The sequence below is a fragment of the Pseudomonas protegens genome (genome assembly GCF_003732485.1).
GTDB lineage: Bacteria > Pseudomonadota > Gammaproteobacteria > Pseudomonadales > Pseudomonadaceae > Aquipseudomonas > Aquipseudomonas protegens_B.
Genome location: NZ_MOAK01000058.1, coordinates 28,953 through 40,146, shown reverse-complemented (window position 1 = coordinate 40,146; position 11,194 = coordinate 28,953). Strand labels below are relative to the sequence as shown.

Below are 11,194 nucleotides of genomic sequence, written 5' to 3'. Positions count from 1 at the left end.
GCTGGTCAGTGCGGCAAACACGCCCCCATCTTTCAGATCGCACTGGATCTGATACTTGGCGACGCGCTCGCGGATGATACGGCCGCCTTCGAACGCCATCTGGCCCAGCAGTTGTGCCTGCTTGGGGCCGACGCTGCGTTCGATCACATCGATGTCGCGGCTATAGCTGTTGACGATCTGTCCGCCATTGCGCCCGGACGCACCGAAGCCGACCTTGGCGGCCTCCAGTACGGTCACCCGGAAACCGTTTTCCAGAAGAAACAGGGCGCTGGACAGGCCGGTGTAACCTGCGCCGATCACGCAGACGTCGGTTTCAACCTCATCCTGCAATTGTGGGCGTTCCGGGGCCGCATTGGCGGAAGCGGCGTAATAAGACTGTGGGTAGGGAATGTTCGCCATCCTGCGACCTCATGTGTTTAATATATTTTACGAGTGCATCGATGCTACCTGAGTTGAAAATCCGCTACCAGGCAGGAAGAAAAACTTCTTCCCGATCCCGAAATTAAAAAATTCGCATATTCATAGGCTTAGCTGCAAAAAAGGTGTTGACACTCCTTTGGAATTCCGTAGAATGCCGCCTCACAGCAGGCACGTAGCTCAGTTGGTTAGAGCACCACCTTGACATGGTGGGGGTCGTTGGTTCGAGTCCAATCGCGCCTACCAAACAAAATCCGCTCTGCTGGGCGGTCTAGAAGGGGTTTACCGAGAGGTGAGCCCCTTTTTGTTTTTAGCGTTTTAATTGTGTTGCAAGGCGCTATCCAGAACCTCGGTGCGATCACTGCCTGCATAGCGCTTCTTGTCCTGATGGCGGCCTGAGTGAGGAGGCTGCGTGGGAGGCGGGTCATTACGGTCGAATGAACTCCTGCCAGTGCTGAAACAACGCCGCGATATTGCTACTGGTCATAATCGGCATTGCCGCCTTCAACTGGTCGTCGCTCCAGTTCCACCACTGCATCTCCAGCAGCTGCTCTATGCTGCGTTCGTCGAAGCGTTTACGTATCGTCTTGGCAGGATTGCCGCCGACGATTGCATAAGGTTCGACATCTCGTGTCACCAGGGCGCGGGTGCCTATCACGGCGCCGTCTCCGATCCTGACGCCGGGCATGACGATAGCTTCGGAACCCATCCAGACGTCATTGCCGATCACTGTGTCCCCAGCGGCTTCGTAGCCGTTCTGCGCGCCTGCGAATGCGGGCTCCTCGGACATCCAATAGAACGGGAAGGTGCTGACCCACTCGTTCCTGTGCCCTTGATTACCGGCCATCATGAACGCCGCCCCCGAACCGATTGAGCAGAAGCTGCCGATAATAAGTTGGTCCACGCCTTCCTCGTAAAGAAGGTAGCGTGCGCAGTCATCGAAGCTGTGACCGTGGTAGTAGCCGGAGTAGTAACTGTAGCGGCCAATTTGGATATTCGGGTGGGTGACTTGCTGATCAAGAGGGATGCCTTTGAAGGGGCTTTCGAAATAGTTGTTCATCAGGGTTATTACTCCGTGTCTTAAATTGTCCTGGTCGTTGCCGTTCACGGTTCTTTTCGTGGGTGGCAGTCCTGCTGGCGAGTGGGTTGAGGTTTTTTACGTGTGGTCCCCCTCTTTTCGACAGCGGAGCTCGGCAATCTCTGGTGCGAGGAGCGGTCGTGATGGCCAGCTCCTCGTGGACGGGGGGATCAGTCTTGGGCTGTGAACGCACTGCCATTGAAGCTGCGTACCGGGTTGCCGCGCTCCACTCGGTGGTGGGCGTCGCGGCGTTGCAGGCGCAGGGCTTCCTCGGATTGCCGTTGCCGATCTGCCAGGCGCTGCAGGATCAGTAGATGTGCAACTCGCTTGTTGTCGTGCTGGCTGCGTTCGGACTGCACTTTCACGCTGATTCCAGTGGCCAGGTGCGTGGCGCGCACGGCGGAGTCGGTGGTGTTCACGTGTTGCCCGCCCGGACCTGATGAGCGCATGGCTTCAAAGCGGATTTCGCCGTCCAGGCTGTTCTGTGGAGCCTTGAACAGTTGCCCGGCGAAATACCAGTTCTTGCGTTTGTGTCCAGGGCGACAGGGGCTCTTGCAGGTCCAGAGCAGGGTGCCGGTCCAGCGCTCGGCCAGTCTCGCAGCCTGTTCGCCATCAAGGCTGACCAGGACCGACTTGTGGGTGTCCCGGGCGTGGCCGGCGACCTGCTCGATGAGACTGGTACGTACGCCTTGTGCCTCGGCTTCGCGATACAAGAGGCGCAAGGCTTTGGTCACCGCCAGCTCGCATTCGGCAGGTCCCTGGGCAGAGGACAGTTGTAAGAGCAGCATCAGCAGCACCCCCGGCGTTTGTAAGTCAGTACCGGCTTGAGCCGGGCGATGATCTGTACCAGGCCGGCGTCCCGCAGGCTGCCGACTACGCTGTCGATGCTCTTGTAGGCTTCGGGTGCTTCCTCGTACATCAATCCGCGGTCCTCGCAGATCACTCGGCTGCCCAGTTGAGTGCGCTTGAGCTGCTCGAAGCTGAAGCGCGTTGCCAGCCGGCCCTTGCAGTCGCTGCGCAGCCATTTGCGTCCGGCGCCGTGGGCCAGGGAGAACAGGCTCACAGGCGTCGGAGTGGGCTGTACCAGGTAGCTGTAGTCACCCCGGGAGCCCGGAATGACCACCGGACCCTGGTCCGATGGTGTGGCGCCCTTGCGATGCAGCCAGCCCGAGACACCATTGATACTCGCCGGGGACACCAGGTTGTGGTTGATGTCCAGAACGGCGTGGCCCTTGGCTCGCAGGTTGTGCAGCAGGCGTTCGGCAATCAGTCGTCGGTTGGCTTCGGCGAAGCGCAGGGCTTCGTCGTGCTCTTGCAAGTACTGGATGCCAGCGGCGCTGATCATCTCCAGGCCGTTGTGCCCGTGCTGATCCACATGACGCCGCAGGATGGCCTCTCCCAGGCCTCGAGAGCCACTATGCACCAGCAGCAGCAAGGCTTTTGGATTCAGTTCCAGAGCCTGCAAGGCTGCGGCGTCATACACCTGATCGAGCTGTTGCAGTTCGGCGAAGTGATTGCCGCCGCCAATGGTACCCAGTGAGTGTTCGTGACCGGTGAGGGGTAGTCCCAGTTGCGCTCGTTCTTCGTCCCATTGTTCATCCAGAGGGAGGTCGATATTGCCAATTTTCTTTTCCAGCTTGTCGAGGTTGAGGCGGCTGCTGGAGAGGTCGGTTTGCCACAGCGCCATGCCGCAGCCGATGTCGTTGCCCACCAGGGCCGGGTAGGCCAGCTCGGTGGAAAAAAATGCCGCACCTACCGGGTAGCCCCGGCCTGGGTGCAGGTCTGGCATGCCGACCACCTGGCGCATGCCGGGTAGTTGGGCGGTGGTGTGCAGTTGCTGGAGCGCTTTGTCTTCGATCCAGGTGGTGTCGGAGGTGATAAGAGAGACGCCATTCGATAAATGACGGATGCAAGTGTCCATGTCCAATTCCTGATTGGAAAAAAATATTCAGGTAGTGGCAGGACGGAGCGGGGTTAAGCGAAGACGCTAACGGGTAGCGGATACAGCGTTTAAACCAGGCACGTCCTGCAAGGGGTGATCAGCTGTTGCATGATGGATCTCCTTGGCAAAAGTGTGGGAAGGGGCGCGAAGGTTAATCCTTTGCCTGGGGCCTGGCAATGGGCTTTGTAAACAAAAGGCATCTGGTATCGCGGCTTTTTTCTTCCGCTCGAACGCCTTTTTCCTGCAGTGTGAGCGATACTCTCGCGTTTTATGGACGAGGTGGCAGCATGCGGGTTTTGATGGCAGTGATGGTTGCAGTGTTGTTGGCTGGCTGTGCGAGTTCCACCATGGACGATGCCCGGGCAAGAACACCCAACAAGACCCTGACCTCGGCCAAGGCCGATCAACTGGTGGCGCAATGCGTACAGTTTGCCTGGCAGGATGAAGCGGTCTTTGGCGTGGATGCGGCTGCCTATCTGCAACCGGGCAAGGTAGGCGGATATACGGTGTATACCCGTTCTGCGGAAGTCTTCGCGGATATCAAGGCTGAGCCCTCGGGCACCACTGTCCACTATTACGCGATCGACGACGGCTCCGTTTCGAAGCGTCGCCTGGCGGCGTTGGCGACCTGCCTGTAAGCCACGGCAGCGCTTCAGGCGCAGACATTCAGCCTTTTTGGTAGCAAGCCCGGCAATCGCCGGGTTTTGTTGTTTCTGGGGACTGTGTTTTCAATGCTAGTTGTGCGGCTTGATATTTTATTACTGAGGGAAGTATGAATTTTAGTGTAGAAAAACTTGTAATACATTGACTCTTTAAAGTGTCAGTCCAAATAAGAGGGTCTAGTGTTTAATGGGGCTGGAGCGGTATTTTACAAATTGATCTAGATGGTTAGTTTGTGAGTTGGTGAAAAAAGTCGAGAAAAGTGCGCTAAGTTAATGGTGCTCAATCAGGAGCAAGACTTAATTAATCAATGGAGTGAAAATATGAACAAGCCACAAGCTCAACTTAAACATGGTCGCGTCGTTTCACCTTCCAGTCGTGGTTCGGTTGCTGTAGAGCTGGGACTGCTGGGAACCTGGCAGGTGAATGAAATGGAAGGTGGGAAAAACTTCCCTGCTCTGACCGCCGGGCCTTTCCCGAAACCTTACGACAGCGATGTAGGGAGCGCCGTACCACCCGCAGATGGCCACATTCTCAGTGGTGGCAAGGTGGATGAGCGCGACTGCATCAACTTCACCAACGAGGAAATGTCGAAGAAAATCAATCGTGCTTTCAACTGGCCGCTGCTCAATGTGGAACCCGGCCAGGTATTTCAGGTGCAGTGGGAGTACACCGCGCCTCACGTCACTCGTGGCTACAGCTGGTTCATCACTAAAGATGGTTGGGACCCTAAGCAGCGCATCAGTCGCGCGCAACTGGAGCCTCAGGCTTTTTATCAGGACTTTTATACCGAAGTTCCATTCGACAAGTTCGGCTCGGTATTGAAGGCCAAGACTAATCACGAAGTTGTGCTGCCAAAAAACAAGAAAGGCCACCATGTTGTAGTGCTGGTGTGGGTTGTCGCCAATACCGGAAACGGGTTTTATCAGGCCTTCGATCTGGACTTCAAGTAAGTCTCGGTCGTACAGCACCCTTTAACAGTTCTGAAGGATTAGAGCGTGAATAAAATCGACTTTGCATTAATCAAGAGTCAAGCAGCAGATGCGGCATCCATGATGCCGAGCATTGCCGGCAAGAAGATCCTCATGGGTTTCTGGCATAACTGGGCCGCCGGTCCTGCCGATGGTTATCAGCAGGGGCAGTTTGCCAACCTGAACCTGTTGGATGTCCCCAAGGAATACAACGTGGTGGCGGTAGCCTTCATGAAGGGCAATGGCATTCCCACCTTCAAGCCCTACAACCTCTCGGACGCCGAGTTTCGGCGTCAGGTCGGCGTGCTCAACAGCCAGGGGCGGGCCGTGCTGATTTCCCTGGGTGGTGCCGATGCGCATATCGAGTTGCACAAGGGCAACGAGCAGCCTTTGGCCAACGAAATCATCCGCCTGGTGGAGACTTACGGCTTCGATGGTCTGGATATCGATCTGGAGCAGAGTGCAATTGACTACGCCGACAACAAGAGCGTGCTGCCGGCAGCCTTGAAGCTGGTGAAGGATCACTATGCCGGCCAGGGCAAGCATTTCATCATCAGCATGGCACCAGAGTTTCCGTACCTGACCAGCAACGGCAAGTACGTGGCTTATCTGCAGGCCCTGGAGGGCTATTACGACTTTGTCGCGCCGCAGTACTACAACCAGGGTGGCGATGGGCTCTGGGTGCAGGAGGCCAACGGCGGGCAGGGTGCCTGGATTGCCCAGAACAATGATCAGATGAAGGAGGACTTCCTGTTCTATCTCACCGATAGCCTGGCCTCGGGCACTCGCGGCTACACCCGGATTGCGGCGGACAAGCTGGTAATAGGTTTGCCCAGCAACGTCGATGCCGCAGCCACTGGCTATGTCATCGATCCTGCGGCTGTGAGTAATGCGTTCAAGCGGCTGCAGGAGGCTGGTCATGCCATCAAGGGCTTGATGACCTGGTCGGTGAACTGGGATGCCGGAGTCAGTCGGCAAGGTGTGCAGTACAACTGGGAGTTCCGTAACCGTTATGCGCCGCTGATCCATGGCGATGGCGGGGAGCCTGAGCGCCCCGGGGCGCCGGGCAATCTGCAGGTGATTGGAACCACGCGCAGCAGTATCAGTTTGAGCTGGAGCGCTTCCAGCGGTGTACGTCCGGTGGAGTTCTACACGCTGTATCGCGATGGCAATGCGGTGGGCCAGGCGACTTCCCTGGGCTTCGAAGACAAAGGGCTGAGTGCTGATACCCAGTACAGCTACTTCGTCACGGCCACTGATACTCAGGGTCGTGAATCGTTGCCCAGTCGTAGTCTGAGTGTCAGGACTGCAGGTGGCGCTGTCGATCCGAGTTTCCCTGAGTGGCGTACCAATCAGCGCTATCGCCGGGAGGACGGAGTGAGCTATGAGGGCAATCGCTATCTCTGCCTTCAAGAGCACACTTCAAACCCGGCATGGACGCCCTCCGTGGCTTTCACTCTGTGGAGCAAGGTGTTGCTGGAGCGTCATGGCTGAGCAGTGAGGTCATTGTTCTGCTCAATGGCAAGGCGGCCCGCACGGATGTTGTCGATCCGAATGCGGGTCGCCTTTTTTGTTTCCTGAAGGTTGTCCATGGCTGACCGGCGGCAGGTGTGTGGGCATGGCGCGTGACGTGACATTGATCCAGTTGTAATCATTGGTAAGCGGGGCTGCACCTGGGGGCGGCTTGGGAGTAGTCTCGCGGCTCGATCAATGAGCAATGGAAGCTTGCGATGTTTCAAATGAATAACCTGGTTCCGGAAATGCTGGTCACGGACCTGGAGCGCAGCCTGTCTTTTTATCGCGATACCTTAGGCTTCAAGGTGGAGTATCAGCGTCCAGAGCACTTCTTTGCCTTTCTCTCCTTCAATGGCGCTCAGTTGATGCTGGAGCAGGATGATCAGGAGGAATCGGAGTGGCGCGTCGGCCCCTTGCAGGCCCCTTTTGGGCGAGGCATGAACTTGTCCATCGAGTGCCCGGACATTCGCCAGCTGGCTGCCGCTCTGGCGCATTCCGGTATCGCTCTGCGCAGGGAGATCCAGGAGTGCTGGTACCGGCATGATGAGTTGCTGCACGGTGAGTTGAATCTGCTGGTGCTTGATCCGGACGGCTACTTGCTGCGGTTCACTGAGGATCTGGGGTTCAAGCCAGCGGCCAGCGCCTGACCGCCGAGCCCGGGTGCGACGCCTGCATTGCTGAGGCGCCGCGTACCGGGAGGCAGCGGTCGGTTTTTTGCCAGAAAGGGGCGATAGTCAGTGGTTGACGACAATCCAGTGGGCGGGAAACTTTTGTAGTCGCAACCCGGTCAGGGCATGCAGGTGTTCTGTGGGAGAAGCTCAAGGTAAACAGGGCACGCGCCGCGCCAGCTGTTGGGCACAGGCAGGGAGCGGGTGCTCATTGGATTCATGGGGTTTCGCGTTTGTCCGGGGCAGTCAGTCCGGCTTGGATGCGTTGATAGATTTCCTCGCGGTGTACCGCGACGTCTTTTGGCGCGTTGATACCGATGCGGACCTGTTGGCCGCTGACGCCGAGAATGGTGATCGTAATGTCGTCACCGATGTTTATGCTTTCACCGACTTTGCGGGTGAGTATCAGCATGATCTTCTCCTTGATAGCTTTGTAGGGCACCAGATTCAAACAGTGCAGAGGTCGGTCTTAGGTATAGATTAGTGCGAAGTTCCACTGAGTGGGTGCCTCTTTCTGACGCGCAGACGATCTATTAATTCCCAAGGCGCAACTATACAGAGCCAATAAATATCATTCTTCCTGTTTCGCTCTGATTTTGTGACGCGGTCTCTTGTGTCTTGAGTGCTAAAATCGCCGCCTCAGACTTTCTAGGGGTAGGTTGTGCGCACAGTAGCGATGATGATGGCGGCGTTGGCATTGGCCGGTTGCGGCGAAGGCAAGCAAGTCCAGGCGAGCAAGAGTGCTTCAGTGGCGGCGCAGGTTCAGCCGGTTCAGGCCTCCACCGCGCCGCAGTGGGATGTGTGGGTGGGCAGCGAATTGCCCCTGGCGGTCAGTGATCTCACGGGGTGGCTGATCGAACACGGGATCATTTCCAATGTGGTGACCGTGGAGGGCAAGAAGCGGGTGCTGCTCGGGCCTTTTGCTTCCCAGGCCGAGGCCGAGGCGAAAAAGACCGAAGTGGTCGAGAAGCTCGTCAAGGCCAAGAAGCGTGACATCGATGTCACGGTCATCGAACACCAGGCTGCGCAGTAAGTCTTGTTTCCGCCACATCGAGAGGCGCCTGTACCCAGGGGGCGCTTCTGGGTCAGCCGCAGGTCTTGAGGTTGACGACTCCCACAAACTCGTTGCCGCGCCCCATTACGCAGGCCACGCTTTGATTGCGTTGGCGTTCCCAATCCTGCACCGGATAGGTTTTGTTCCAGGCTTCGAAGAGCTGTCGATCCTGCTTCGACAGGCGCAGACCGTATTGCTTGCTCATGTAGAAGTAGGTGCGGGCGATCATGCCGCGAATCGAGGGGCGGGGCATGACCTTCTTGGCCTTGAAGTCCACCTGGGTCAGGCATGAACCATATTGCCCCGATTGCTCGGGCAGCCAGCCGAAACTGAAGTTGCTGCGGTCGCCATTCACTTCGCCAATGCTCGGTACCAGGTTGTGCAAGTCGGCTTCGGCGCGCTGATAGACCGAGTCGGTACGGGTGCAGTTCTTGCGCCCGCCTTGCTGCCAGCATTGGCGCTGATGACCGATCTGCCAGGCCGGCACTATATGTTCCCATTCGATGCGTTCTGCGCGCTTGGCGTTCTTGCGCGGTACATAGCCGCAAGCGGCGAGGTTCACCCGGTTGCCGTTGTATTTGCAGCCGCAGTAGAACTCGGTTGATTGAGGGGCATAGAGTTTCCAGGCAACTTTCTTGGCTTCGCTGAAGGTGCGTGGGGCATCGGCCTGGGCGGTCAAGGTGACGAAAAGCAGCAGCACGGCAAAACAACGGACACTCATCAACTCAGTCTTCCTTCGGTACGACCCAGAAAATTTGCACGCCACCATCGTCGCGATAGGCGAGGGTGACGTTGTCGTTCTCGGCGATTTCCTCCAGCAGGCGTTCCCACTCGTCCTGGGGCTCATCGGCGAGGCGGAAGATCAGGGCTGCCTTGGCTTTCTGTGCGGTAGGGGAGTTGATGATTTTCTGGATGCGTACACCCAGGCGTTCGTAGGAGCTGAGGGGTGTTTGGGTCGTGGCCACGGAACAATCCTTAATAAGCTGTACGTGTATACAGTATTTAACTGTAAGACATTTCGCAACTGCTTAAAATTCAAGAAGTTCCTCTGACCACGCTTTACGCATTTTTCTCGCGGGTGAGGGAGGATTTTTTACGGGGGAGGGGGCGGCGAGGCTGTTAGGGAGGGGCGGAACCACTCGCCCGGACGGGCGAGTGGTTGAAGCCTGCTCGACCGGGACCGGTCGAGCGGAGGGCTGTCAGTATTCCCAGAACATGCGTTGCAGTTCTTTGCTGTCCTGAGTCTTGGTCAGGGCGACCATGGCCAGGATGCGGGCTTTTTGCGGGTTCAGGTCGTGAGCCACGACCCAGTCGTTCTTGTCGTCAGGCTGTTCGGCGTTACGCAGTACGAAGCCACCAGCATTGACGTGGGAAGAGCGAATGATCTGCACGCCATTCTTGCGCAGCTCTTGCAGGGCTGGCACTACGCGGGAGGACACGGAGCCGTTGCCGGTACCGGCGTGAATGATGGCTTTGGCGCCGCTTTGGGCCAGGGCCTTGTAGGCGGTGTCGCTGACGTTGCCGTAGCCGTAGGCGATTTCTACGTCAGGCAGGCTCTTGATATTCTTGATGTCGAATTCCGAATCCATGGTGTGACGCTTGGCAGGCAGGCGGAACCAGTAGGATTTGCCTTCCACTACCATGCCCAGCGGGCCCCATGGGCTCTTGAAGGCTTCGGTCTTGATGTTGATCATCTTGCTGACATCGCGACCGGACTGGATTTCATCGTTCATGGTGACCAGCACGCCTTTGCCACGGGCGTTCTTGCTGCCGGCAACGGCTACTGCGTTATACAGATTGAGCATGCCGTCAGCCGACATGGCGGTGCCTGGACGCATGGAGCCGACGACCACGATCGGCTTGTCGGTCTTCTCTACCAGGTTGAGGAAGTAGGCGGTTTCTTCCAGGGTGTCGGTGCCGTGGGTGATGACGATGCCATCGACGTCTTTGCTGTCGGCCAGTTCAGCGACGCGGCGACCCAGTTGCAGCAGGTTTTCGTTGGTGATGCTTTCCGAAGCGATCTGCATGACTTGCTCGCCACGCACATTGGCCAGTTGGCTCAGCTCGGGGATGCCGGCGATCAGTTGTTCGATGCCGACCTTGGCCGCTTGGTAGGTAGCGCTGTTGGCGGCGCTGGCGCCGGCGCCGGCGATGGTGCCACCGGTGGCGAGGACCACGACGTTGGCGAGTTTCTGTTGGGTTTCAGCCTCTTTGGCCTGCACGGCCGCAGGCAGAAGCAGGAGGAGGGCCAAAGCGCCCGGAACGAAGGTTTTGAAGGCAGATTTCATTATTTTCTCTCTAGTAGTGAGACGGTGCTGATGCAGGTTCATCTAGAAACACCTCGGCTGCAGATCTGTATGCGGCGAGGCAGTGAGGGGTGAGCAGGATCTGTACCAGCGCTACCTTGGCCCGATAAGTATTTTAAGTTACTGATTTATATCAATTTTGTTTCTATTTTTGACGGCGGCGGAGTGGCGTATGTCCGGGTTTCCGAACGTTTGCGCGGGTGGGTGTTCGGCAATCCGAAAATGCCCGTCAGTGGTTCGGCAGAAGGGGGGAGGGTCGTCATTAAAGAATGTCGCGAGACGGTCGATGACCCGACAGGATCTTTTTTTCAGGAGTTCATATGTCTCTGTCAGTCGGATTTCCTGGCGCAGGAGCGATTTTGATCAATGGCAAGTCGCCGGCGACCATTGAAGCATTGAGTAACGCCGCTGCCGAGGAGGCATCCACGGCGCTGGGCACCGATGAGTCGGGCGTCCTCCGGGTTGGTTCCAGCAAGCAGGCCGAAAAGTCCGAAGACGCTGACTCGGGTGGAGATAATCAGAGTATCGTCGTCAAGATGCTGCTCAAGCGCATGCAAGAGTTGGGGGAGCTGCTCAAGCAGCA

Annotated in this window: 13 protein-coding genes, 1 tRNA gene and 1 pseudogene; 7 read left to right on the top strand and 8 right to left on the bottom strand. The window is 57.3% G+C overall.

Going from position 1 to position 11,194, the window contains the following annotated elements:
* On the bottom strand, positions 1-399 hold a 399-nt coding region (locus BLX41_RS35500), incomplete at its 3' end, for an NAD(P)/FAD-dependent oxidoreductase (RefSeq protein WP_259744951.1).
* Positions 400-586: 187 nt separating this feature from the next.
* Between BLX41_RS35500 and BLX41_RS16195 the strand changes: the two genes are divergently transcribed.
* Positions 587-663 (top strand) — tRNA-Val (locus BLX41_RS16195).
* 181 nt (positions 664-844) lie between these two features.
* Here the strand turns inward: BLX41_RS16195 and catB are convergent.
* The 3 genes from catB to BLX41_RS16180 form a co-directional block, all read right to left on the bottom strand.
* On the bottom strand, positions 845-1,477 hold the full coding sequence (gene catB / locus BLX41_RS16190) for a type B chloramphenicol O-acetyltransferase (RefSeq protein WP_123725717.1): 633 nt from the start codon (positions 1,475-1,477) through the stop codon (positions 845-847).
* Positions 1,478-1,665: 188 nt separating this feature from the next.
* Positions 1,666-2,283: a peptide chain release factor H gene (gene prfH, locus BLX41_RS16185; RefSeq protein ID WP_123725723.1), complete on the bottom strand. Its 618-nt coding sequence runs from the start codon at positions 2,281-2,283 to the stop codon at positions 1,666-1,668.
* Positions 2,283-3,416 carry an RNA ligase RtcB family protein gene (locus BLX41_RS16180; RefSeq protein ID WP_123725716.1) on the bottom strand — a complete coding sequence of 378 codons (1,134 nt, stop codon included), beginning with the start codon at positions 3,414-3,416 and terminating at the stop codon, positions 2,283-2,285. Before BLX41_RS16180 ends, prfH begins: the two co-directional genes overlap by 1 nt.
* Positions 3,417-3,724: 308 nt before the next feature.
* On the opposite strand from BLX41_RS16180, the gene BLX41_RS16175 reads away from it, so the two are divergent.
* The 4 genes from BLX41_RS16175 to BLX41_RS16160 all read left to right on the top strand — a co-directional run bounded on the left by BLX41_RS16175 (position 3,725) and on the right by BLX41_RS16160 (position 7,230).
* Complete coding sequence (locus BLX41_RS16175) at positions 3,725-4,075, top strand: hypothetical protein (protein ID WP_123725715.1); 351 nt, start codon at positions 3,725-3,727, stop codon at positions 4,073-4,075.
* A 345-nt stretch (positions 4,076-4,420) separates the two neighbouring features.
* Positions 4,421-5,050, top strand: coding sequence for a lytic polysaccharide monooxygenase auxiliary activity family 9 protein (locus BLX41_RS16170; RefSeq protein WP_123725714.1), 630 nt, complete (start codon positions 4,421-4,423; stop codon positions 5,048-5,050).
* Positions 5,051-5,095: 45 nt separating this feature from the next.
* A complete protein-coding gene (locus BLX41_RS16165) occupies positions 5,096-6,562 on the top strand; it encodes a carbohydrate-binding protein (RefSeq protein WP_123725713.1) in 1,467 nt (488 codons plus the stop codon).
* 236 nt (positions 6,563-6,798) lie between these two features.
* Entirely contained in the window at positions 6,799-7,230 is a 432-nt protein-coding gene (locus BLX41_RS16160; protein ID WP_123725712.1) for a bleomycin resistance protein, read from the top strand.
* A 238-nt stretch (positions 7,231-7,468) separates the two neighbouring features.
* Here the strand turns inward: BLX41_RS16160 and csrA are convergent, their stop codons facing one another.
* Positions 7,469-7,663 (bottom strand): carbon storage regulator CsrA, encoded by a 195-nt coding sequence (csrA, locus tag BLX41_RS16155; protein ID WP_007920550.1) that lies wholly within the window; start codon positions 7,661-7,663, stop codon positions 7,469-7,471.
* A 264-nt stretch (positions 7,664-7,927) separates the two neighbouring features.
* On the opposite strand from csrA, the gene BLX41_RS16150 reads away from it, so the two are divergent.
* On the top strand, positions 7,928-8,284 hold the full coding sequence (locus BLX41_RS16150; protein ID WP_123725711.1) for an SPOR domain-containing protein: 357 nt from the start codon (positions 7,928-7,930) through the stop codon (positions 8,282-8,284).
* Positions 8,285-8,336: 52 nt separating this feature from the next.
* On the opposite strand, the gene BLX41_RS16145 is transcribed toward BLX41_RS16150, so the two are convergent.
* The 3 genes from BLX41_RS16145 to BLX41_RS16135 form a co-directional block, all read right to left on the bottom strand.
* A complete protein-coding gene (locus BLX41_RS16145; RefSeq protein ID WP_123725722.1) occupies positions 8,337-9,026 on the bottom strand; it encodes an endonuclease in 690 nt (229 codons plus the stop codon).
* Between the two features lie 4 nt (positions 9,027-9,030).
* Positions 9,031-9,300, bottom strand: coding sequence for a DUF1654 domain-containing protein (locus BLX41_RS16140; protein WP_102863635.1), 270 nt, complete (start codon positions 9,298-9,300; stop codon positions 9,031-9,033).
* A 204-nt stretch (positions 9,301-9,504) separates the two neighbouring features.
* Entirely contained in the window at positions 9,505-10,593 is a 1,089-nt protein-coding gene (locus BLX41_RS16135; RefSeq protein ID WP_123725710.1) for an asparaginase, read from the bottom strand.
* 338 nt (positions 10,594-10,931) lie between these two features.
* On the opposite strand from BLX41_RS16135, the pseudogene BLX41_RS35495 reads away from it, so the two are divergent.
* Positions 10,932-11,194: pseudogene (locus BLX41_RS35495) on the top strand (hypothetical protein); the annotation flags it as partial.